Genomic DNA, 23,866 nt, shown 5'->3' with positions numbered 1-23,866 from the left:
GTCTCGCGATCCATCGGCACCGGGGCACTATGAGCATGGGAATGGAATTCACATTCCGCGAATCCTGCACGTTGTACGGTCTTCTTGCGGAGACCACGTCGGACATCATCCTCAAGACGGATCTTGAGGGTGTGATCGTGCATGCCTCGCCCGCGATAGAGCGGCTGGGCGTGCGGATCGCGGCGGCGCCGCGCCTGCTCGATCTCGTGTCCGAAAGCGCCCGCGCCGCTGTGGCGGGCGAACTGGACGCAGCGCTTTCGGGCCGGGACGCGGAGGGGCAAACAGGACGCTGGGTGGAATTCCCCGCCGTCTCGACCGACGAGCGCGATACCTGGTTCGAACTGCAGGCGCGCGCGCTGCGCGATGAGCAGGGCAGGGTTTACGGCGCGCTGGCGGTGATGCGCAGCATCGATGAAAAGCGCGTGCTGAAAGACCAGCTTTTCGCCGCGACCTACACTGATCCGCTGACCCGCCTGACCAATCGCGCCGCTTTCATCTCCATGCTGGAACACATGGTCGATGCGCAGATGGACGGGTGCCTGGCGATGTTCTCGATCGACTTCTTCCGCACCATCAACATGAAATACGGCCAGAACACCGGCGACGATGTGCTGCGCGTTTTTGCCGACCTGCTGCGCGAAATGCTGCGGAGCGACGACCTGATCTCCCGCATCGGCTCCGAACGGTTCGCGGTGTTGCTGCCGCGTACCAGCCCGTCGCAGGCTCAGGCGATCTGCAGCCGGGTGGTGGCGACTTTGGCCGATTTGCGCCAGACCGTAGGCGAAAGCCGCATGGCGATCACCGCCAGCGGCAGCGTCGCCCAGATTGCCGACAGTCTGGACAGCACGATCGAGCGCGCGGAACTGGCGTTGTTCTTCGCCAAGGCCAAGGGCCGCAACCGTCTGGAAATGGAAAAGCCACGCCGCGTGGCGGCGTAGGTTTGTCGAAAATGCCTGAAGGGCATTTTCGGCGCGGCACCAGCCCTCTCCCCCACCCGACCACCCGATAGGGTACACTCGTGGATGGTCGGGTGGGGGAGAGGGCCGGTGCCGCGCAAAATCCGCTTGCTGCGGATATTCAGGCGGCTCTTACGCTGTCGTCATCGCCTCCAGCGCCTGTTCGATGTCCGCGATAAGGTCGCCCGCGTCTTCCAGGCCGATCGAGAAGCGCACGCCGTAGATATCGGCTGGGTTCTCGGCTTCCGGCGGCCAGGGCATGATCGAGCGATAGCCGGCCGGCGCGATCGGGATGCACAGGCTTTCGAAGCCGCCCCACGAATAGCCGATCCCGAACAGCTTCAGCGCATCGACGAAGCGATTGCGCTGGACCATCGTCACATCCTTGAACACCACGCTCATCAGCCCGCTGCCGCCGGTGAAATCGCGCTGCCACAAGTCATGGCCCGGCGCTTCCGGCAGCATCGGGCAGAGCACTTGCGCAACTTCCGGCCGATCGGAGAGGAAGCGGGCGATCTTCAGCGCCGTTTCGGTGCCCTGCTTCAAACGGACGCCCAGTGTACGCAGGCCGCGCAGCGCCAGCGCCGCGTCGTCGGGAGAGACGATATTGCCCAGCTGCTGCGCGCGGTTACGCAGCTTGGCGTAGAGGTCCGCCCCGGCACTGGCAGAGCCCATCATCAGGTCCGAATGGCCGCCGACATGCTTGGTCAGCGCCATCACCACCACGTCCGCGCCCTTGGTCAGCCCGTGGAAGCCGAGCGGGCTGGCCCAGGTATTGTCCAGAACCGAGATCGCGCCCTTTTCGCGGGCGATCCGGGTCAGCGCCGGCACATCGCAGACTTCCATCGAGAGGCTGCCCGGCACTTCCAGCATCACCGCGCGGGTGCGTTCGGTGAACAGCGCCTCATAGGCGGGAAGGTTGAGCGGGTCGAAGAACTTCGTGGTCACGCCGAAGTCGGTCAGCAGCCCAAGGCCCATCGATCGCGTGGGGTCGTAAGCGTTGTCGGTGATCAGCAGCTCGTCGCCGGGGCGCAGCAGTGTCAGCATGACGCCGACGATGGCGGCCACGCCGGACGGATAGATCACCGTGCCCGCCGCACCGGGTTCCAGCTGGGTGAGGGCATCGCAGAGCGCCCACTGCGTCGGCGCGCCACGGCGACCGTAGAAGAAGCGGCCGTCCTCGTTATGGCGCGGCCCTTCGGCCAGCGCGGCGGTGTTTTCGTAGAGATGCGTGCTGGCGCGCCAGACCGGCGGGTTGACGACCGCGCCGGTCCAGTCCTTGCGCCGCCCCCCGGCGACCAGCTTGGTGGCGGGGGAAAGGTCGTCGATATTTTCGAAATCGCTCAAGGGAATCTCCAGTTGTCCGTTTGGAAATCCGGCCGGAGGCCGAATTTCAGCGGCACCGGCCCGCTCCCCCACCCGACCTCCCAGAGTATATCCCGTTGGGAAGTCGGGTGGGGGAGCGGGCCGGTGCCGCTCGGTCTTGCGACGAACCCTAGTCGTGCGGCGATTGCCGGTCGAGAGGCAGTGTTACTCCGCAGCCTGCGGAACGTGCGGGCCGTTGTAGGAGCGGGCTCCGTCGATCTCGCGCGACTGGATCGGCGCATGATCGCGCGGGCCGGTGTCGATGCGGACCGGGGCAAGCCCGGCACCGTCGCCCGGCAGGCCGAGCGAGAACACGCGCCGCTCGATCGAGCCGTCTGGCAGCGCCAGGAACAGGCGCAGCAGCGGCACGAACAGCATGGCATTGCCCTGCCGCACCGGGCGGATGGCATTGAGCGGAAGCTGGATTTCGCCCTTCACCTCGCGCGTCTCCCCCGGCGCCATCGTTTCGAAACGGTGGCGCGGCGGCACCGAGGTCGGGTCGGGCGCAAGCTGTTCGGCCTGCGAGAGCGAGGCGTGGGCGGAGATCATGTCGGCCGCGATCACCGCGCCTTCGGGCAGGCCTTCGGCGGGCGCCGTCAGCGTCATGCGGTAGACCAGCGTGGCATAGACCAGCGACTGGCGCATCAGCATGGGTTCGAAAGTGACTTCCGCGCGCTCGACTGCGACCGGGGCAGAGCGCGGGCTGACGATCGGGGATACCAGCGGCTTCGGCGCGGGTGGACTGGGGGGCGGGGTGACGGGCGTGCGTGCGACTGCGGGGGCAGCGGAAGGCGTTGGCACGGCGGCAACGACCGGGCGCGGGGGCGCGACGGGCTGTGCCGCTTCGGGCACGTCGTCCTCGTCCTCGGGCTCCGGTTCCAGACCGGCTTCTTCCCATGCCGTGGCGGGCGCGGCGCGGCGGCGGAGCAGGGCGAACACGCCCAGCGCGGCCAGCAGCAGTGCAACCGGAATCGCCAGCCACCATTCGGGCCAATGGCTGGCCGTGGTTGCGGGAGCGGCCGGTGCAGGCGCGACAGGCGCCGCGCTCGATGCCTCAGGCGCGGGTACAACGGCGGTGGGAGCCTGCGAGGCCGCAGGCTGCGGCGCCGGGCTGGCGGCAGCGGGTGAAGGGGCGGCCGGTATCGGCGTAGCCGCCGCGCGCGGCGCAGCTTGTGCGGGCGTCGCCGTGGGGCGGGCCGCAGGGGCGGTAGCCTCGGGCGCCTTTTCGGCCGGGGCCTTGACCACTGGGGCCTTCACCGTGGGAGGCGGGGCGGCGGGCAGCGTAACTTGCGGGCTGGGCGCATCGTCTGGCGCATTGCTTGGGTGTGAGACGACAGGATTCTGCGCGTCCACCGGGCCGGAGGGGCGCTGCGCCTGCGTGCTGTCGGCGCCCGGCGGGAGGCTCCAGGTCTCCTGTGCCATCGCCGGCACTGCCGCGCCCGTACCGATAAGGGCGCCCGCCAGCGCCGTGGTTGCAAAAAGAAGTCGTGTTCTGGTCATATCGCCCCGCATCATCCCTCAGCGCGGAAAGCGGGCACGCGCTGAACCTTGTCTTAATATAGGCTTTCGCCACGACGAATTGAAACCGATGATAGCCGAAACGTCTCTCGCCTTGAAGCCGTGGAAACCGGGAAGAGCCGGGAAAGCTTGAAGGAAGGGGGTTGGGCACTTATCAAGGCGGGCATGACCGATACTTCCCATTCCCCCCTGCATCTGGGGCAGAACGTGCCGTTGCCGACTTCGCCCGAAGCGGCCGTGCTGGACTACGTTCCCAACCCGCGTCAGGGCAGCCTCTATCTGGTGCGCTTTGCCGCGCCCGAATTCACCTCGCTCTGCCCGGTGACCGGCCAGCCCGATTTCGCGCATCTGGTGATCGACTATGCGCCGGAAGCGACCATCGTCGAATCGAAAAGCCTGAAGCTGTTCCTTGGCTCGTTCCGCAACCACAACGGTTTTCACGAGGACGTCACCGTCGGCATCGGCCAGCGGCTGTTCGACGAGATGAAGCCCCGTTGGCTGCGCATTGGCGGTTATTGGTACCCGCGCGGCGGCATTCCCATCGACGTGTTCTGGCAGTCCGGCGCGGCGCCGGAAGGCCTGTGGGTGCCCGATCAGGGCGTGCCCGGCTACCGCGGCCGCGGTTGAGGCCAAAGAAATCCTCCCCTGGAAGGGGAGGTGGCAGCACGAAGTGCTGACGGAGGGGTATCCCGCTGTCAGCGAGGCGCTTGATCGAGAGGCTGACACCCCTTCACCACCCTTCCTTCGACGAGCTCAGGATGAGCGGGGGTGGTCCCCCTCCCCTTGCAGGGGAGGATTTGGCCCTGAAAATGAAACAGGAGCGCCGGGTCCGTCCCGGCGCTCCCGTATCCCCGAACTTTCCCTCCAGACGACCTTGTCGGCCGTTTCCCCGGAAGTCCGCGTCGGGTGACGTTTGCCTTGGATCCTCTCTCTCAAGTTCCAGTCAGCGTATTGCTGCGATTTTCGTGAGATTGACCGGGCGATTGCCCATCGCCGCCAGCTGGCGCGTGGTCAGGCACTGGGCCTGCACCGTGGGCGCATCGGCGCCCAGCGCAGCCTGCGAACCCAGCGCATCTTCAAGCCGCGCGGCACAGGCCTCGCGGCTCTGATAAGTCTGCACGGGGGTGGAAAGGCGCTGGCACGCAGTGCCGTCGTCGCTGCAGCCGAACAGGGCAAGGGCGATGAGGGTGACGCTCAAGTCTCTCTCCTTTCAGCCGATACAACGGGCGAACTGCCGGAAATATCCCGCCAAGTGGCGAAAAAAGAGTCCGTTTCGGGGCTGGAACCTCCCGCCGTCCCAAGCGTAAAGCAACGCTTATGGACAAGATCAAAGCCAAGCTCATCATCCGTCCCGCCACCGTTGCCGATGCGCCCGCGATCGCCCGGCTTTCCACCAAGGTCTACGGCAAGGCGGACGGCTTTACCCGCGCCGAAATCCGGGGGCAGGTGATCAACTTCCCCGAAGGCCAGTTCGTGGCGGAATACGAAGGCAAAGTGGTGGGCCACTGCGCGACGATGATCGTCACCGCCGATCAGGCCTTCCGCCCGCATACCTGGGAAGAGATCAGCAACGGCGGTTACGGCCGGCCGCCGGCGGATGATGGCGACGTGCTCTATGGCTTCGAGGTCTGCGTCGATCCCGACTATCGCCGCCTGCGCATCGGCCAGCGCCTCTATCGCAAGCGCAAGGAAGTCTGCCAGTATTTCGAACTGAAGGGCATTGCCTTCGCCGGCCGCATGCCCGGTTATTCGCGGCGCAAGCGGCAGTATCCGAACCCGGCCGACTATCTGGAGGCGGTGAAGAACAAGAAGGTTCGCGATACCGTCATCCAGTTCCAGATGAACGAGGGGTACGAGCCGCGCGGGATCCTGCCGGACTATATCCCGAACGACAAGGAAAGCGGCGGCAACGCCGTGATCATGTACTGGACCAACCCGCTGGCCCCGCGTGACACCGGCAAGGCCATTCCGGGCTTCAAGGAACGGGTGCCCTCCAGCGTGCGGGTCGCCACCGTGCAGTTCATGATGCGCAAGATCGAGACCATCGACCAGTTTGAGGAACAGGTGGAATACTGGATCGACGTCGCCTCTGACTATGAGAGCGACTTCGTGGTGTTCCCCGAACTGTTCACGCTGGAACTGCTGTCGATCGAAGAGACGAAGCTGGAACCGGCGCAGGCGATCGAGAAGATCGCCGACTATACAGAGCGCTTCGTGGAATTCATGCAGCGCATGGCGGTCAGCTACAACATCAACGTGATCGGCGGTTCGCACCCCACGCGCGTGAAACTGGGCGGCGGCAAGAGCGAAATCCGCAACATCGCCTATACCTTCCTGCGCGATGGCGCGGTGCATGAGACGCAGAAGCTGCATCCCACCCCGTCCGAACGGAAGTGGTGGAACATCAAGGGCGGCTACGGCGCCAATGTGATCCCCACCGACTGCGGGCCGATCGGCGTGATGATCTGTTACGACAGCGAGTTTCCGGAACTCTCCCGCCACCTCGTCAATCAGGGCGCGCTGATGCTGTTCGTGCCTTTCTGCACCGATGAGCGGCGCGGGTTCCTGCGCGTGCGCTATTGCTGCCAGGCCCGCGCGGTGGAGAACCAGTGCTACGTCGTCACCTCCGGCGTCGTCGGGAACCTGCCGAACGTGGAGAACATGGACGTGCACTATGCCGAAAGCGCGATCCTGACGCCTTCGGACTTTCCGTTCGCTCGTGACGGCGTGGCGGCGGACACCGCGCCCAATACCGAGACGATCGCGATTGCCGATCTCAGCCTGGATGCACTGCTGACCGCGCGCCAGTCCGGCGCGGTGCAGAACCTGAAGGACCGCCGCTTCGACCTCTACAGAGTGGAGTGGACCCAGCAGGCGGGGTGAGGCAGCGGAGTAAGCGGGCAAGGTGAGGCGGGCGCACCGAAGCCGGTAGTACCCCCGCACCGCAAATTCTCCCGTCATCCCCGCGAAGGCGGGGATCCCGCTTGTTCTTGCGGCGTGCCACGAAAGAAGCGGGGCCCCCGCCTTCGCGGGGATGACGGAGTGTTTCGGGCTTCTGAGTTCGGGATAGGGAGCGGGGGAGGGACGGTGCAACTCCCCGCCGGTCTAGATCATCCGCGAAATCTGCGCGGCGATCCGTTCGCGCAGGCTGCTTGCAGGCGGCAGGGCATAGCTTTCCAGCCGCGCCACGCCGAGAATCGCATCCTCCCCGAAGCAGTGCGCGAGGGGGATCGTGTGGCCGCCGATGTGGCGCTCGGTCTCGGTGGAATAGAAGGCGTGCACGGTCGGCAATTCGGGCTCTTCCGGATCCTGATCGACCACCATGGCGATCCGGCCGGAGCGCAGCAGCACGAAGGAGCCGATCGGATAGACGCCCATGGCCTCCACGAAGCGGCCGACGATTTCCGCATCATAGCGGTCCGGCTGGTCGATCAACTGGGTGAGCACGCTGGAGGGGTCTTGCACATGCCCGGTCAGCGCGCCGCAGCAGGCCAGATCGTAGAAGTCGCAAATCGCCGCCATACGGGAGAACAGGTCGATGTCCTGTCCTTTCAGTCCCAACGGCCGACCGGAACCGTCCAGCGCTTCGTGATGGCGGGACACGGCGCGCAGCACCTCTTCGGGCATATCGCCCGCCGCTTCCAGCAGATCGCGGCCGATGAAGGTGTGGCGGTCCCACAGTTTGGGATCGAGCCGGCCGACGCCGCCGGCCTCTTCCGCGATCTCCACGTCCAGATGGCTGACGCCGACGTCCAGCAGTAGCCCGGCCATGCCCGCAACCCGCGATTCCGCCGGAGGCAGGCGCATCTGCCGGGCAAGCGAGACCATCAGCGCGCTGGTCGCCAGCATGTGGCGATAGACCGGCTCGCTGTCCGACTTGCAGCGCATCAGGCCCGAAAAAGCGTAAGGGTTGCGCTCGATGGAGGCGTGGATGTCGTCCACCACCGGGGCCACTTCCACCACGCGCGGGGCCTTGCCCAGTCGCGCTTCCAGAAAGACCTTGGACACCGCCTTGCGCGCCTTGCCCGCTACCAGCCGGGCATTGCCGAATTCGCGGCTGATCGGGATCGGGCCGGAGCGTAGCGAAGCGCCATTGGCGATGATCGGCCTGCGGAAAGGGGGCGGGTGCGGTAGGGCGTGCTGTTGGATCGGAGGGTGTTGAACCGATCGTTGCGTTGCTGTTCGCAACTGGGTGACAGGGGGTGCAACTTGCGCCGCATCGGCCCCGCCGTTCGGCAGGTCGCCACCGCGTTCGGTATCGATCACCACCGCTTCCAGATCGCTGTTGCGCACGGCGACCAGCCGCTCCCGATCCTCGATCAGGAACTGCGCGCGCCAGAACGGATGGCGCAGCCAGTTGCCATGAAAGGACTGGATGAACATCCCCATTTCCACCTGCGATGGAGATATGCGCTTGAGAACCATGCCGAACCCGCGATCTGGAGAAGCCCCCTCTCGCGATAACGTGAACATGGCTGTGCTGGCGTTCGCGGGGGGATCCGTATGTTACCGTATTATAGAGGGTAGCGGCCGGTAACCGGAGGACAGCGCAGGTTAAATCCGTCAGGGTTGTTGGGCGGAGGGGCTGGCCGGATAGACCTGCACTGAGACGAGCGGCAAGGTTGCCTCAGCCGCCGGGGTGGGGCTGGCGGAGGGTTCAGGCGCTTGAGCAGGCGGCTGGTATTGCGCCGAAATTCCGGCGTCGGTGAACTGGCGGGCCACTGCCGCCAGCGCCTGTGGGTCTTCGCCCGAGAGCGTGACTCTCGCCATGCCCCAGCGTTGCAGCGCCCACAGCGCAAGGTCCGGCGCAATCGCATCGGCGGGGCGGCCCGTGCCGTCCGTGCCGGTCCAGACCGCCAGCACCGGTTGCGCGGGCGGCACCAGTCGCACGGTCCAGCCTTGCGTCGATCCGCTCACGCGTGCCTCTGTGGCGCGATAGTCGGCCAGCGACCATCCGGGCAGGGTCACGGGCTCCAGATAGACCTGCCGCTGCGCGCGATCGGCCCAGAGGCTGCGCGTCGGCAGGCCGATGGCCGTGCGGATCGCGTTGTAGGGCGGCGCATCGGCGGCGATGCCGGCAGCGGTGCGCTCCATCGCCGCATCGACCATGGCGCGCGTCTGCGCTTGCACATCGGCGGCGAGCACTTGTTGAAGGGTGATGCCCACATGCTCGCCCAGCGCCTGTTGCAGCCGGGTTTCGGCATTGGCCTGGGCATTGGCGGCGTAGCTGGGCGTCACCACTACGGCCTTCACCGATGGCTCCCCGAACAGGGCCGACTGCACATCGAGCTGGGCGATAGTGGACCCGTCGCCGGCAGCGGCCAGAACCGCCGATCGCGCGGCAAGGCGCACGCGGCCTTCCTGCGAAAGCCGCGTCAGCGTCATCGACAGCGGCGTGGCCAGCACCAGGAAGGCCACTACCAATGCCGCCACGTAGCGCGGCGTCCACTCCACTTTCCCCAGCGGCCGCGCCGCGCGGGATAGCCGCGTGACCAGCGCGACGCTGAAGGTGATGGCGGCAAGGTTGGTGAAGAACAGCAGCAGCGCGCCCAGCGCGAACATCGGCTGCAACACGGCGATGCCATAGCCGACGACGGTCAGCGGCGGCATCAGGGCAGTGGCGATGGCAACGCCGATGGCGGTTCCGCCCTTGCCGGTGACGGTGGCATAGCCGCCCGCCACCCCGGAAAACAGCGCCACGGCAAGGTCCAGCAGGGTCGGCTCGGTACGCGCCAGGATTTCGGGCGTGGCATTGCGGATCGGGGAAAGCAGTGTCAGCAGCAGCCCGGTGATGATGCCGATGGCCGCGCCCACCGCCACCACGCGCGCCGCCTCGCGAATGCGCTGGCCGTCCAGAGAGGCGAAGCCGATGCCCAGTGCAGCGATCGGGCTCATCAGCGGAGAGACCAGCATCGCCCCGATCACCACCGCAGTGGAGGATTGCAGTAGGCCCAGAATGGCGATCCCCGCCGCCAGCGTGCACATCAGGACATAGCCGTTGGTCAGCTCGCCCTCCTTGCGCACGGTCTGGCGCAAGTCGAAGGCCTGATCGGGCGTTAGTTCGGGCAGCAGCACGGCATGAACGAAGCGCGTGCGCAGGCGGTGTAGCCGTGCACGCAGGCGCCGCAGCCATGGCGGCGCGGTGCGGCGGACGGAGGCGGCCGGCTCTGCGGATGGAGGTATCTCGCCGGTCATGCGGGCGAAACTCCGGACGGGAAACGGGCCGGGGCGGACGGGGGGAACGTGCGCATGCCCATCAGCCTAGCGCGGCGACGGCGACATTCAAGCGTGACGGATCAACGGGTTTGTTGGGATCAGGGCGCCGGGGATGATTGTGTGGAAGTCGGGGAAACGGGCAGCCAGCTTCAAAGTGGCGGCTTACCCAACAGGCGCCAACTAATCACTATTGGACGCACGCCCTAAACTTTCGGGGAGCACGGGCGCCGCCGGGGGCTGCATGGACAGCCGCTCATAGAGGTCGTTGACCACATACAGCGTTTGATCCTGTCTAATCTTATTCCAACACGGCCGCACCACCGCCAGCGTTTCGCGTATCCACTGGGCAGCAGCTTGGCGGCCCTTATTGCTCGTCAGGTCGAACAAATCGTGCGTATCTTGAATCGCAAAACGACCGACCTGCACTTGCCGCGACTTATGGCGCGAACGTACATGATGCGGCTTTGCAGACCAAAGTTCATCGATCTTTGCCCGATAGGCAGGGCAATTATTCGCGCTCACGACGTCTCCAAAACCATCGCTTGACGGATAATTTGCCCAGAGGTCCGAGATACCAGACCCCGGCGGTTCGCAAGCGCCCCCTCCAAGCCTAATTGCTATTCGCCGTGCCCCATGACCAACTGTAATTGTCCCGTGGAATAGAGCAATCGCGATACAAATATTCTCCGGTGTCTCCACAGCTTGTGTGATCGATGCTGGCTCCAACACAGTCTGCGCCTTAGCTGAAGGATTCGCGAACACCCAAAGTGCGACAACTGTTGTCAGCGCTTTTCCAAAATATCCGCCCAATCCAGTCATTTTGGCCTCGTAGTCGCCGAAACTCGCACCGTAACTAGGAGGTTCTAACTATCGCCTTAAGCTCAGGATATGTCTGCTGTGAGCGCTGCGAGAGCGAGGATTAGACGTCCGCTACGTTGGCGTCAGCGGACAGTCTGCTTGCAGCTTGGAAATCCGATCGAATTCGCTCGTTAGCGCCGAACTGCCTGATGTCCCCTAAACCCCCAGCCACAGCGCGCCATAGCCGGGCAAACGCTCATGATCGGCGTCGTTCACGGATAGGATCACCATGCCCTCGGCGGGCTCATCAAGGTCGATGGGCTCGGGAGAGAGGTTGAACAGGCAGCGCACGCGCGCGGTGCCGGCGTCGCGTTCGAAAGTGAGGAACGCGCCCTCCGCCTTGCAATCGATGAGGCTGCCGTGGTGCAGCGCGGGGATCGCTTTACGCAGTGAAAGGACGTGGCGGGTGAAGTGCAGCAGCGAAGTGCTGTCCGCCTCCTGCGCGCCCGCCGCGCGCGACAGGTTCTCGTGCGACATCGGCAGCCACGGGGCGCCGGTGGTGAAACCGCCCAGCGGCACGGCGTCCCACGGGAAGGGCGTGCGCACGCCGTCGCGAGAGAGGGTGAGCGGCCAGTTGGCAATTGCCTCCGGATCCTGAAGCTGCTCGTAGGGGATGTCGTCCTGCACCAGCCCCAGTTCCTCGCCCTGATAGACGATCACATTGCCGCGCAGCGCCGTGAGCAGGGCCATCTTCACGCGGGCGAAGGCGGCACGGTCTTCGGGGGCGGACCAGCGGGAGACGGCGCGGGGGGCGTCGTGGTTCTCGAAGGCCCAGCTTGGCCAACCTCCCGTCTCTCCGGGCTGGAGTTCCCAGCGCTGCAGCACGTCCGCGACGAACCCGGCGGTCAGGGCCGGGGCATAGAGAAAGTCGAAGCCATAGGCGCTGTTCAGCCGGTGGTCGCCCGCCGTATAGGCGCGGCGGTCGGCCTGCGGGTGGTCGCCGCCGATCTCGGCCACGGTGTGGATGGCGGGAAACGCGTCGCAGACCGCGCGCAGCTTTTCGACCACGGCGACCATGCCGGGGTGGGACTGGCTGTACTTCTTGATCTGATAGTCGAACGGCCGGCTGCGCGTGCGGCCGTCTTCCGGCGCGGGCGGATTGTCGCGCAGTTCGGGATCGTGCATCGCGTGGTTCAGCGCGTCTAGCCGGAAGCCGTCCACGCCGCGTTCCAGCCAGAAACGGGCGACGCCCATGATCGCGTCCTGCACTTCCAGATTGTGCATGTTGAGCTGCGGCTGTTCCTTCAGGAACGTGTGCATGTAGTATTGCCGCCGCCGCGCGTCCCAGGTCCAGGCGGGGCCGCCGAACACCGATTGCCAGTTGTTGGGCGGGGTGCCGTCTTCGTTGGGATCGTGCCAGACGTACCAGTCAGCCTTCGGATTATCGCGATTCTGGCGGCTTTCCGCGAACCATGCGTGGCGGTCGGAGGTGTGTGCGTAGACCTGATCGATCAGCACTTTCAGGCCCAGTTCGTGCGCGCGGGCGACCAGCGCGTCGAAGTCCGCCATGGTGCCGAACACCGGATCAATCCCGCAGTAATCGGCCACGTCATAGCCGAAATCGCGCATCGGGGATGTGAAGAAGGGCGATATCCAGATCGCATCGACGCCCAGCGCTGCCACATAGTCCAGCCGGCGCGTGATCCCGGCCAGATCGCCCACGCCGTCTCCATCGCTGTCCTGAAAGCTGCGGGGATAGATCTGGTAGATCGCCGCGCCTTGCCACCATGGGCGGGCCGGCGAGTCCAGCGATGTTTCGGCAGGCTCGCCCAGAGGGGTATCCGCAGGGGTATGGTCCAGGGTCATGCGCACCTTTCGCGAAGGTTGGCGGAGCATGCCGGTATAGCATCGGCGGGACGGGCTGGCGAATTTTTTGCGGCAGCGCACAATGGCTCTTGCCGCTCTGCAACGCTGTGCTAGCCATGGGGGGAGGAAGTCGGGAAGGGATAGGGATGCTTCCGCCGCGAAGTATCCCGATGATGACGTAAACTGCTGCCGTTGGACGATTTTTTGTCCGGCGGTCGGCCCGTTCAGGAGTGTGCCCGTGGCTACCGATCCTGTGTCAGACACTTCCGGTTCCGTCTCCGATACGGGGCCGCTGGCGTCCGTGCAAACCCCGTCCGAAATGGATCAGCACATCGTTCGCGTGCTGCGCAACCGCGTCGGCAAGGATGAGCGCGCCGCCAAGCAGTACGACTGGTACACCGCCTCGATCTACGCGCTGCGCGACAAGATCATCGACAGCTGGTTCGAATCCACGCGCCGCACGTACGATACCGGCGGCAAGCGGGTCTATTACCTTTCGATGGAGTTCCTGATCGGTCGCCTGCTGCGCGATGCGCTTTCGAACATGGGCATGACGCGCGAGTTCGAGAAGGCGCTGGCCGCGCACGGTCTGGACCTTGCCGCACTGGAGGAGCTTGAGCCCGATGCGGCGCTGGGCAACGGCGGGCTCGGCCGTCTGGCCGCGTGTTTCATGGAGAGCCTCGCCACGCTGGATATCCCGGCTTACGGCTATGGCATCCGCTACAAGAACGGCATGTTCCGCCAGCGCGTCGACGATGGCTGGCAGGTCGAACTGCCCGAGACATGGCTGGCCCACGGCAACCCGTGGGAGTTCGAGCGGGTGGAAAGCACCTACCGCATCGGCTTTGGCGGCGAAGTGGTGGCAGAGGGTGAGGGCGTGTTCTGGCACCCGGCCGAGCAGGTCGAGGCGACGGCCATCGACACTCCGATCGTCGGCTGGCGCGGCAAGCGCGTGAACACGCTGCGGCTGTGGACGGCCAGCCCGCTCGACCCGATCAAGCTGGATGCCTTCAACGCCGGCGACCACTTCGGCGCGCTGGCGGAGCAGGTGCGGGCGGATAGCCTCGTGCGCGTGCTCTACCCCGCCGATTCCAGCCCCGCAGGGCAGGAACTGCGGCTGCGGCAGGAGTATTTCTTCACCGCCGCCTCGATCCAAGACATCGTGCGCCGCCACGTCCAGTACGAAGGCGATATCCGCACTTTGCCCGAAAAGGTGGCGATCCAGCTGAACGACACGCACCCCTCGGTCGCGGTGGCCGAACTGATGCGGCTGCTGGTCGATACGCTGGGGCTTGAGTTCAACGAGGCGTGGGATATCTGCCGCCAGACGGTGTCCTACACCAACCACACCCTGTTGCCTGAGGCGCTGGAATCCTGGCCGCTGCCGCTGTTCGAGCGGATGCTGCCGCGCCACATGCAGATCATCTACGCGATCAACAGCCGCGTGCTGCGCGAGGCGCGCAAGGCGGGCTGCGACGATGCGCAGATCGCGGCAATCTCGCTGATCGACGAGGGCGGTGAGCGGCGCGTGCGCATGGCCAACCTCGCTTTCGTGGGGTCGCATTCGGTGAACGGCGTGGCCGCGCTGCACACGGAACTGATGAAGGAGACGGTCTTCGCCGATCTCCACCGCCTCTATCCCACGCGGATCAACAACAAGACCAACGGCGTCACCCCGCGCCGCTGGTTGCAACAGTGCAATCCGGGCCTGACCCGCGTGATCCGCGATGCCATTGGTGACGGCTTCCTTGATGACGCGGAAAAGCTGTCCGACCTCAATGCCCATGCTGACGACAAGCAACTGGGCGAGCGCGTGGCCGAAGTGAAGCGCGCCAACAAGGTGGCGCTGGCGGACTACATCAAGAAGACGATGGGCGTGCGGCTCGATCCCGATGCGCTGTTCGACGTGCAGATCAAGCGCATCCACGAATACAAGCGCCAGTTGCTCAACCTGATCGAGACGGTGGCGCTCTACGACCAGATCCGCAGCCATCCGGAGCGGGACTGGGTGCCGCGCGTGAAGATCTTCGCGGGCAAGGCGGCGCCGAGCTATCACAACGCCAAGCTGATCATCAAACTGGCGAACGACATCGCCCGGCGCGTCAATGCCGATCCTTCGGTGGGCGGGCTGCTGAAGGTGGTGTTCGTGCCCAACTACAACGTCAGCCTGGGTGAACGCATCTTCCCGGCGGCGGACTTGTCCGAACAGATCTCCACCGCGGGCATGGAAGCATCGGGCACCGGCAACATGAAGTTCGCGATGAACGGCGCACTCACCATCGGCACGCTCGATGGCGCCAATGTCGAGATCCGCGATCATGTCGGCAGCGACAATATCGTGATCTTCGGCCTGACGGCGGAGGAAGTCGCCCACAAGCGCGCCAATGGCTACAATCCTCGCGAAGTGATCGAATGCTCGCGCGAATTGAGTCAGGCGCTGACGGCAATTTCCTCCGGCGTATTCTCGCCCGACGATCCGAACCGTTACAAGGATCTGATCGGCGGCATCTATGACCACGACTGGTTCATGTGCGCGGCCGACTTCGACGGTTATGCCGCCGCGCAGCGTTCGGTTGACGCCTGGTGGGAAGATACTTCACGCTGGCGTGCGGCGACGATACGCAATATTGCGAATGTCGGGTGGTTTTCGTCCGACCGGACGATCGCCGAATATGCGAGAGAGATCTGGAAGGTTCTGTGACGCCAAGGGACAGTCTGAAACCACCGGAAAGTGCGATAGAGGCTCTCCTTCAAGGCGTTCATGCCGATCCGTTCTCGCTTCTGGGCGTATTGCCCGGACCCGACGGCACGTTCGTGCGCGCCATCCTGCCGGGCGCGGAGGAGGTCGAGGCGTTCAGCCTGGATGGGCGGCGGCTGGGCGTGCTGGGCAAAGTGGACGATCGCGGCCTGTTCGAGGGGCGGCTGATCGCCAAACCGCAGCCGATCCGCTACCGCTGTTCGGACGGGCATCATCAATGGCTGGTGACCGACCCCTATACCTTCGGGCCGGTGCTGGGGCCGCTGGACGATCTGCTGATCGCGCAGGGCACGCATTTCCGCCTGTTCGACAAGCTGGGCGCCCACATCATCACGCATGAGGGCGCGGGCGGTGTCCACTTCGCGGTATGGGCGCCGAATGCCCGGCTGGTCAGCGTCGTCGGCGATTTCAACGATTGGGACCCGCGCCGCCATGTCATGCGCGATCGCAAGGATATCGGCGTGTGGGAGATCTTCATCCCAGATATCGCCGACTATCGCGCCTACAAGTACCACATCATCGGCGCGGACGGTGCGGAGCAGCCGCTGAAGGCCGATCCTTTCGCCTTCATGTCGGAAATCCGCCCGGCCACCGCCTCGATGACCGCGCATCCGGCCAAGCTGGACTGGGGGGACGAGGCGCACCGCGCGCACTGGGCTTCCATCGATCCGCGCAAGGTGCCGGTCTCGATCTACGAAGTGCACGCCGGATCATGGCAGCGCGACCGGTGGAACTGGTTCCTGAACTGGGACGATCTGGCGGACCGGCTGATCCCCTATGTGGTGGAGATGGGCTTCACCCATATCGAGTTTCTGCCGATCAGCGAGCATCCCTACGATCCGTCATGGGGATATCAGACCACCGGGCTCTATGCGCCCAGCGCGCGTTTCGGCGAACCGGCAGGTTTCGCGCGCTTCGTCGATGGCGCGCATCGGGCGGGGATCGGCGTCATTCTCGATTGGGTGCCGGCGCACTTCCCCACCGACCAGCACGGCCTCGTGCGCTTCGACGGTACGGCGCTTTACGAACATGCCGATCCGCGCATGGGATTCCAGCCGGACTGGAACACGCTGATCTACAACTTCGGCCGGCGCGAGGTGGTGAGCTTCCTGGTCAACAACGCACTGTTTTGGGCGGACCGTTATCACGTCGACGGGCTGCGCGTGGATGCCGTCGCCTCGATGCTCTACCGCGACTATTCGCGCAAGGAGGGCGAGTGGATCCCCAATGCGCAGGGCGGGCGAGAGAACTGGGAGGCGGTGGACTTCCTGCGCGCCGTCAATCGCGCGCTCTACGGCCAGCATCCGGGCGTCATCACCATTGCCGAGGAATCGACGGCGTGGCCCGGCGTTACCCAGCCCGCCTATGAAGTCGATGACGGGAAGCGCGCAAGTTCGCTGGGCTTCGGCTTCAAGTGGAACATGGGCTTCATGCACGATACGCTGCGCTACATGGGCCGCGATCCGGTGCATCGCCGCTATCACCACAACGACATCACGTTCGGCCTGACTTACGCCTTCAGCGAGAACTACGTGCTGCCGCTCAGCCATGACGAAGTGGTTCACGGCAAGGGCTCGCTGCTGGGCAAGATGAGCGGCGACGATTGGCAGCAGTTCGCCAACTTGCGTGCCTATTACGGGATGATGTGGGGCTATCCCGGCAAGAAGCTGCTGTTCATGGGCCAGGAATTCGCCCAGCGCCGCGAATGGAGCGAGGAACGCGCGCTCGATTGGGAACTGCGCGAAGCCCCGGCGCACGAAGGCGTGCGTAATCTGGTGAAGGACCTGAACGCGCTCTACCGCGCCCGGCCTGCGCTCCACGCGGGCGATTGCGACGGCAACGCGTTCGAATGGCTGGTCGTCGACGATGCTGAGAACTCAGTCTTCGCGTGGCTGCGTAAAGCGCCCGATGCGAAGCCCATCGCGGTGATCTCCAACATGACCCCGGCTCTGCTGACTGGCTATCGCCTGCCGCTGCCGCTGGCGGGCACATGGAACGAAGTGCTGAACACCGATGCGCTGGCCTACGGCGGCAGCGGCAAGGGCAACCTTGGACAGGTCATGGCGGTTGATGGCCATGCCACGGTCACGCTGCCGCCATTGGCCACGATCATGCTGGAATTCGAAGACTGACCGCGCGGGCTCCTGTTCGGGCCCGCGATCTGCAAGGGAGAGAGATTTAGATGCGTACCTCCGGATCGCCGCTTGCACGCGACGCTATGGCCTATGTGCTCGCGGGGGGAAGGGGCAGTCGCCTTGCCGAACTGACCGACAATCGGGCCAAGCCGGCGGTCTATTTCGGGGGCATGAGCCGCATCATCGATTTCGCGCTGTCCAACGCGATCAATTCGGGCATCCGCCGCATCGGCGTGGCCACGCAGTACAAGGCGCATAGCCTGATCCGCCACATGAACCGTGCGTGGAACTTCATGCGGCCGGAACGCAACGAAAGCTTCGACATCCTGCCCGCCAGCCAGCGCATTTCCGAAATGCTGTGGTACGAAGGCACGGCGGACGCGGTGTTCCAGAACATCGACATCATCGCCTCCTACAGCCCGAAATACATGGTGATCCTGGCGGGCGACCACATCTACAAGATGGATTACGAGTTGATGCTGCAGCAGCACGTCAATTCCGGCGCGGATGTGACGGTGGGCTGTCTCGTCGTCCCCAAGAAGGAGGCGACCGCGTTCGGCGTGATGCATGTCGACAAGGACGACGTGATCACCTCGTTCCTGGAAAAGCCGAAGGATCCGCCGACGATCCCCGGCGATCCGGACAATTGCCTGGCCTCCATGGGCATCTACGTCTTCGATACGGAGTTCCTGTTCGAACAACTCCGCCGCGATGCCGCCGAACCCGATTCCAAGCGCGATTTCGGGGGCGACATCATCCCCTACATCGTCAAGCACGGGAAGGCGCAGGCCCACCGCTTCACCAATTCCTGCATCCGCGCGGCGGAAGAGATTGAGGAATACTGGCGCGACGTCGGCACCGTGGATGCCTATTTCGACGCCAATCTCGACCTCACCGACACGGTGCCCAAGCTCAACATGTACGATCGCGACTGGCCGATCTGGACCGACACCGTCGTCGCCGCGCCCGCAAAGTTCGTGCATGACGAGGAAGGGCGGCGGGGCGAGGCGATCTCCTCGCTGATCAGTCAGGACTGCATCGTCTCCGGATCGCTGGCGCGGCGCTCACTGCTGTTCACGGGGGTGAAGATGGGCAGTTACTCGTCCGTCAACGAAGCGGTGATCCTGCCTTACTGCAACATTGGCCGCCACGCGCGGCTGAGCCGGGTGATCATCGATTCCGGCGTGCGCATTCCCGAAGGGCTGGTGGTGGGAGAAGACCCCGTTCTGGACGGGCAGCGTTTTCGCCGCACCGACAATGGCGTATGCCTGATCACCAAGCGCATGATCGAGCGGCTGGAACTGTGAGAGTCTGTTTGGAAAATGCGTAACACGCATTTTCAGCGCGGCACCGGCCCTCTCCCCCACCCGACCACCCGACGACAGTACCCTATGGGTGGACGGGTGGGGGAGAGGGCCGGTGCCACCAAAATCCGCCTGCGGCGGATTTTCAAACATCGAAAAAGGGTAATAAATTGAAGGTTCTGTCGGTCGCATCCGAAGCGGTTCCCCTGATCAAGACTGGCGGATTGGCCGACGTTGCCGGGGCTCTCCCTGCCGCGCTCGCGCCCAGCGGAGTGGAAGTGACCACGCTGCTGCCGGGCTATCCCTCGGTGCTGAAGGCGATCGGCCGGGCCAAGGCGGTCCATGCGTGGGAATCGCTACTCGGCGTGCCAGCGCGGCTGCTCTCGGCAAAGATCGACGGCTATCCTCTGCTGGTGCTCGATGCGCCGACACTCTTCACCCGCGACGGCGCGCCCTATACCGATGGAGCCGGGCGCGACTGGGGCGACAATTGGCGGCGCTTCTCCGCCTTCGGCCGTGCCGCTGCCGATATCGCGGGCGGGGTGGTCGCCAGCCGTGGCAAGCCGGTTCGCTATGACGTGCTCCATGCGCATGACTGGCAGGCGGCGATGGCCTGCGCCTATCTGCGCTTCGCTCCGCTGGGCGGCGAGGATGGTCGGGTGCCCTCGGTGGTCACGGTGCACAACATGGCGTTTCAGGGCTGGTTCGGCGCCGAGATCTTCCCCAGCGTCGGCCTGCCGACAGCGGCGTGGACGATGGACGGTGTGGAGTACCACGGCGGTCTCGGTATGTTGAAGGCGGGGCTTGCCTGCGCCGATGCCGTCACCACCGTCAGCCCCACTTATGCGCGCGAAATCCGCTCCTCGAACTTCGGCATGGGCTTGGAAGGGCTGGTGATCGCGCGGGGAAATGCCGTTAGCGGCATTCTCAATGGCATCGACACCGAACTGTGGAACCCCGCGACGGACCCGGCACTCGCCGCCCGTTACACTGCCCGCACGCTGGACAAGCGCAAGGCCAACAAGCGCGCGCTGGAGGCGGAGTTCGGGCTGGACGAGGACGAGGGCCCGCTGTTCATCGCCGTCAGCCGCCTCACCTGGCAGAAGGGCATGGACGTGCTGCCCGAAGTGCTGGACCACCTTGCCGGCATCGGCGGCAGGCTGGCACTGCTGGGCGCCGGAGACCGCGCCATCGAGCGCCAGCTACGCGAAGGCGCCGCCCGCCATCCGGGGCGGATCGGCCTGCGCTTTGGCTATGACGAGGACCTGTCGCACAGGATGCAGGGCGGCGGCGACGCGATCCTGATCCCCTCCCGCTTCGAACCCTGCGGGCTGACGCAGCTTTACGGCCTTGCCTATGGCTGCATCCCCGTGGTGGCGCGCACTGGCGGACTGGCCGATACGGTGATCGACGCCAACCCGGCCGCGCTGGCGGCGGGCGTCGCCACCGGCGTGCAGTTCGACGGCGTGCATTACGACGCGATGGCCGCCGCGCTGACCCGCACGCTGGAGCTATGGCAGGATCAGGCCACGTGGAGCACGCTGCAACGCAATGCCATGAAGGCCGACTTTTCATGGACAGCCAGCGGCGCGGCTTACGCGCGGCTTTACCACAAGATAGCCGGATGAGCGCTCCGGGCATTGCGATGGGGCCGGACGGCACGCGCTTCACGGTGCGGTCGCCGCTGGCCGACATGGTCTGGCTCTGCTGCTTCGACGACGGCGGTGAAACGCGCCATTCCATGGCCCGCAATGGCCCCGAATGGACCGTGGAACTGCCGGGCGACCGGACCGGGATGCGCTATGGCTACCGTGCTGCCGGGCAATGGGATCCGGCGCGCGGGCTGTGGTTCGATCCGGCCAAGCTGCTGGTCGATCCGCGCGCGATCGAACTGGACCGCCGCTTCGTGCAGGATCCCCGACTGGCTGAGTTCGGACAGGATACTGCCGACATCGTGCCCCGCGCCGTGGTGCCCGCGCCGCAGGAGCCGGTGCTGCCGGAACCCGCGCATTTCGCGCCGGGCGGACTGGTCTACGAAATCAACGTCCGCGCCTTCACGAAGCTGCATCCCGATGTGCCCGACGAGATGCGCGGCACCGTTGCCGCGCTCGCCCACCCGGCGGTCCTCGCGCACCTGAAGAAGCTGCATGTCTCCGCTGTCGAACTGATGCCCATCGTGGCGTGGATCGATGAACGGCACTTGCCGCCGCTCGGCCTAGTCAACGCGTGGGGCTACAACCCGGTGGCGATGATGGCGCTCGACCCCGGCCTGTGCCCTGGCGGCGTGGCGGAATTGCGCGCGACGGTGGCGGCGCTCCATGCCGAAGGGATCGGCGTGCTGCTCGATCTGGTGTTCAACCATACGGGCGAAAGCGACGTGCAGGGCGGCGTGGTTTCGTTGCGCGGGTTGGACAATGCCGCCTACGCTCACGCGCCCGACGGCACGCTGATCAACGACACCGGCTGCGGCAATACGCTCGATTTCGCCAATCTGGCGGTGCGCGATCTGGCGCTGGATGCGATGCGGCACTTCGTGACGGCGTGCGGAGTAGACGGCTTCCGCTTCGATCTTGCCCCGGTTCTCGCACGAGGCCCCGGCTTCGACCCTGCTGCCCCGATCTTTGCGCAGATTACCGCCGATCCGGTGCTTTCCACCCGCGTCATGATTGCCGAGCCGTGGGATATCGGCCCCGGTGGCTATCAACTCGGCAATTTCCCGGCGAACTGGCTGGAATGGAACGACCGCTTCCGCGACGACGTGCGCCGCTTCTGGCGCGGGGATGAGGGCATCGGCAGGTTGGCAACCCGTCTGGCGGGATCGTCCGACGTGTTCGGCCCGGTGCAGCCCGGCGCCGCGTGTCGCTCGGTCAACTTCCTTGCCGCGCATGACGGTTTCACTCTGGCGGATACGGTGTCCTACGAAAACCGTCACAACTGGGCCAATGGCGAGAACAATCGGGACGGCCACGGCGAAAACTTCAGCTGGAACCACGGCGTGGAGGGCGCGACGGACGACCCGCAAATCCTCGCCGCGCGCAAGGCCGATCTGAAGGCCATGCTGGGCACGCTCTTCGCCTCCACCGGCACGATCATGCTGACCGCGGGTGATGAATTCGGCCGCACTCAGCACGGTAACAACAACGCCTATTGTCAGGACAATGCGATCGGCTGGGTGGACTGGGACCACCGCGATCGCGAGTTGGAAGGCCATGTGGCGATGCTTTCCGGATTGCGGGAAAAGAACCTGATCCGGTTCCAGCGTTTCGACGATCTTGGCACGTGGCGCGCTCGCGATGGTCAGAGCATGACCGTGGCCGCCTGGGAACGTCTGGGCGAGGACTGGCTGGGCTGGTCCGATTCAGATCCTGCCGCGCCGTTGGAGGTGCAGATCGATCGCGAGCGTCGGCAAGTCATCGTAACGGTACGATCGCCAACCGCCTGAACGTCAGCAGGGTTTGCGAGCATCCATGGTTGCCTTGCTCTTTTGGCGTGGTTGCTCGCTTTCCCGCGCCAACGTGGCCAGTCGCAACTTGCGGGCAAGGTGGACGGCGGTGAGCAAGGCGCGGGAGTGCGTTCCGTCATCTTCAAACATTGTCATCGTGGCTTACGCTCTTCGAAATCCGTTCAATAACAGCCGCGTGAACCCAGCACGGCGGGAACGGTACGGAGGCAGATCGCCAGATCGTAGTAAAGCGACTTGCGCTGAGCATACCTTGCGTCAAGGCGAACGCGGGCCTCGTAAGACACTTCGTTGCGGCCGCTGACCTGCCACAGGCCCGTCAATCCGGGGCGCACGGAGCAATAGGCATCGAAGCGCCGGCCATAGCGATCGATCTCCGCCGCCACGATCGGGCGCGGGCCGACAATGCTCATATGGCCCAACAGCACGTTGAACAGTTGCGGCAGCTCGTCGAGGCTACTCTTGCGTAGGAACCGGCCGACGGCCGTGATGCGCGGGTCGCGCCGCAGCTTCTGGTCGCGTGCCCATTCGTCACGCGCATCCTGTGATTCCGCCAGTAGCCTTTCCAGTACTTCCTGTGCGTTGCAGACCATGCTGCGGAACTTGAAACAGGGAAAAAGGCGGCCGCCGTGCCCGACGCGTTGCTGCACGAACAGCACCGGCCCCCGGCTGGACAGCCGCACCAGAAGCGCGACGAGCAGAATCATCGGCAGAAGCGCCAACAGTGCCAGCGCCGAGCCCATGATGTCGAAACTACGGCAAATCGGGGAGGGACGCTCATGAGACGGTGTTTCGTCGAAAGCGGGGGCCTGCGACAGCTGGATCAACGCGCGTTCGGCCGCGGAGGGTGCCAGCGGCGGTGCCGGGATATGCCCTCTGGGCGCGTCGGTGACGTCCGGCGGGTGGCCAAAGCGGCCTGATCGCGCGCGGTCCGGCGGCGCGACGAGCGGGGTTCCGGTAGCGACCGTGTCGGTTGGAGCCCTGCGTGGTGGCGCGGGGGCTGGCCGGCTTGAAAGTGCATTGATCCACACCGCTTCGTCTGGCGCGGATTCCTTCGGCAACAGGGGAATTGCGCCGCGGGTGCTGCGTGTTTCGGAAAGGGGCAAGTCTGTTCGGGAAGATATGGCGTCCATCGATCCATCCAACTGAAGAAGAAACAGTTTTGGGAAGCGACCGACTTGTTTTGATGGTGTCATCGTAAATGAAGTTGTATGGTCATCAATACTTCCATGTTGCGATGCGTCATGGATAAATGATCCATATTGTATGTAAAATGTGTATTGATCATTTGCTTTTTTCGTCGATGCGGCTTGATTCCTGCTTTTTTAGAAAATTCGTTTTTTCCATTTCGGAGCGTTCGAAATGGAACTTCTCGGAATCGGTGGAGTATTGCGAATTTTGGACCAAGTTGACGCAATATCGGATCATTCTTGAGTGGTTCATCGCAGGCTGGCGACCCAGAAGCCACTCAGAACTTGCCTCAAAACCGA

16 protein-coding genes are annotated in these 23,866 nt (G+C 64.8%); 8 read left to right on the top strand and 8 right to left on the bottom strand.

The window, feature by feature from the left end; translation table 11 throughout:
* Positions 1-41 precede the first annotated feature (41 nt).
* Positions 42-938, top strand: coding sequence for a GGDEF domain-containing protein (locus ACZ1JC_RS25275; RefSeq protein WP_465137546.1), 897 nt, complete (start codon positions 42-44; stop codon positions 936-938).
* 150 nt (positions 939-1,088) lie between these two features.
* Here the strand turns inward: ACZ1JC_RS25275 and metC are convergent, their stop codons facing one another.
* Together metC and ACZ1JC_RS25265 are read right to left on the bottom strand one after the other, a co-directional pair.
* Positions 1,089-2,303, bottom strand: coding sequence for a cystathionine beta-lyase (gene metC, locus ACZ1JC_RS25270; protein WP_465137547.1), 1,215 nt, complete (start codon positions 2,301-2,303; stop codon positions 1,089-1,091).
* 183 nt (positions 2,304-2,486) lie between these two features.
* A complete protein-coding gene (locus tag ACZ1JC_RS25265) occupies positions 2,487-3,743 on the bottom strand; it encodes a hypothetical protein (RefSeq protein WP_465137548.1) in 1,257 nt (418 codons plus the stop codon).
* Between the two features lie 261 nt (positions 3,744-4,004).
* On the opposite strand from ACZ1JC_RS25265, the gene queF reads away from it, so the two are divergent.
* A complete protein-coding gene (queF, locus tag ACZ1JC_RS25260; RefSeq protein ID WP_465137549.1) occupies positions 4,005-4,466 on the top strand; it encodes a preQ(1) synthase in 462 nt (153 codons plus the stop codon).
* A 316-nt stretch (positions 4,467-4,782) separates the two neighbouring features.
* Here the strand turns inward: queF and ACZ1JC_RS25255 are convergent, their stop codons facing one another.
* Positions 4,783-5,037 carry a hypothetical protein gene (locus ACZ1JC_RS25255; protein WP_465137550.1) on the bottom strand — a complete coding sequence of 85 codons (255 nt, stop codon included), beginning with the start codon at positions 5,035-5,037 and terminating at the stop codon, positions 4,783-4,785.
* Positions 5,038-5,156: 119 nt separating this feature from the next.
* Here ACZ1JC_RS25255 and ACZ1JC_RS25250 point away from each other — a divergent pair, with 119 nt between their 5' ends.
* Complete coding sequence (locus tag ACZ1JC_RS25250) at positions 5,157-6,722, top strand: GNAT family N-acetyltransferase (protein WP_465137551.1); 1,566 nt, start codon at positions 5,157-5,159, stop codon at positions 6,720-6,722.
* Between the two features lie 222 nt (positions 6,723-6,944).
* Here the strand turns inward: ACZ1JC_RS25250 and ACZ1JC_RS25245 are convergent, their stop codons facing one another.
* From ACZ1JC_RS25245 to ACZ1JC_RS25230, 4 genes are all read right to left on the bottom strand, one after another.
* The gene (locus ACZ1JC_RS25245; protein WP_465169080.1) at positions 6,945-8,264 is read right to left on the bottom strand and encodes an HD-GYP domain-containing protein; all 1,320 of its coding nucleotides are present in this window, start codon (positions 8,262-8,264) and stop codon (positions 6,945-6,947) included.
* A 138-nt stretch (positions 8,265-8,402) separates the two neighbouring features.
* A complete protein-coding gene (locus ACZ1JC_RS25240) occupies positions 8,403-10,034 on the bottom strand; it encodes a DUF389 domain-containing protein (protein WP_465137553.1) in 1,632 nt (543 codons plus the stop codon).
* Between the two features lie 201 nt (positions 10,035-10,235).
* Positions 10,236-10,874 (bottom strand): hypothetical protein, encoded by a 639-nt coding sequence (locus ACZ1JC_RS25235; RefSeq protein ID WP_465137554.1) that lies wholly within the window; start codon positions 10,872-10,874, stop codon positions 10,236-10,238.
* A gap of 195 nt (positions 10,875-11,069) precedes the next feature.
* Positions 11,070-12,719, bottom strand: coding sequence for an alpha-amylase family glycosyl hydrolase (locus tag ACZ1JC_RS25230; protein ID WP_465137555.1), 1,650 nt, complete (start codon positions 12,717-12,719; stop codon positions 11,070-11,072).
* Positions 12,720-13,038: 319 nt separating this feature from the next.
* On the opposite strand from ACZ1JC_RS25230, the gene ACZ1JC_RS25225 reads away from it, so the two are divergent.
* From ACZ1JC_RS25225 to glgX, 5 genes are all read left to right on the top strand, one after another.
* Positions 13,039-15,420 carry a glycogen/starch/alpha-glucan phosphorylase gene (locus ACZ1JC_RS25225; protein ID WP_465138491.1) on the top strand — a complete coding sequence of 794 codons (2,382 nt, stop codon included), beginning with the start codon at positions 13,039-13,041 and terminating at the stop codon, positions 15,418-15,420.
* 14 nt (positions 15,421-15,434) lie between these two features.
* Positions 15,435-17,609, top strand: a complete 2,175-nt coding sequence (gene glgB, locus ACZ1JC_RS25220; protein WP_465138492.1) for a 1,4-alpha-glucan branching protein GlgB — start codon at positions 15,435-15,437, stop codon at positions 17,607-17,609.
* A gap of 50 nt (positions 17,610-17,659) precedes the next feature.
* Positions 17,660-18,919, top strand: coding sequence for a glucose-1-phosphate adenylyltransferase (glgC, locus tag ACZ1JC_RS25215; RefSeq protein WP_465137556.1), 1,260 nt, complete (start codon positions 17,660-17,662; stop codon positions 18,917-18,919).
* Between the two features lie 167 nt (positions 18,920-19,086).
* Complete coding sequence (gene glgA, locus ACZ1JC_RS25210; RefSeq protein ID WP_465137557.1) at positions 19,087-20,544, top strand: glycogen synthase GlgA; 1,458 nt, start codon at positions 19,087-19,089, stop codon at positions 20,542-20,544.
* A complete protein-coding gene (gene glgX / locus ACZ1JC_RS25205) occupies positions 20,541-22,358 on the top strand; it encodes a glycogen debranching protein GlgX (RefSeq protein WP_465137558.1) in 1,818 nt (605 codons plus the stop codon). Before glgA ends, glgX begins: the two co-directional genes overlap by 4 nt.
* A gap of 182 nt (positions 22,359-22,540) precedes the next feature.
* On the opposite strand, the gene ACZ1JC_RS25200 is transcribed toward glgX, so the two are convergent.
* Positions 22,541-23,203 carry a sugar transferase gene (locus ACZ1JC_RS25200; protein ID WP_465148429.1) on the bottom strand — a complete coding sequence of 221 codons (663 nt, stop codon included), beginning with the start codon at positions 23,201-23,203 and terminating at the stop codon, positions 22,541-22,543.
* Positions 23,204-23,866 lie beyond the last annotated feature (663 nt).

This window comes from Sphingomonas sp. BL-S-28 (assembly GCF_055521515.1).
This window is presented reverse-complemented; position numbering and strand designations above follow the sequence as displayed.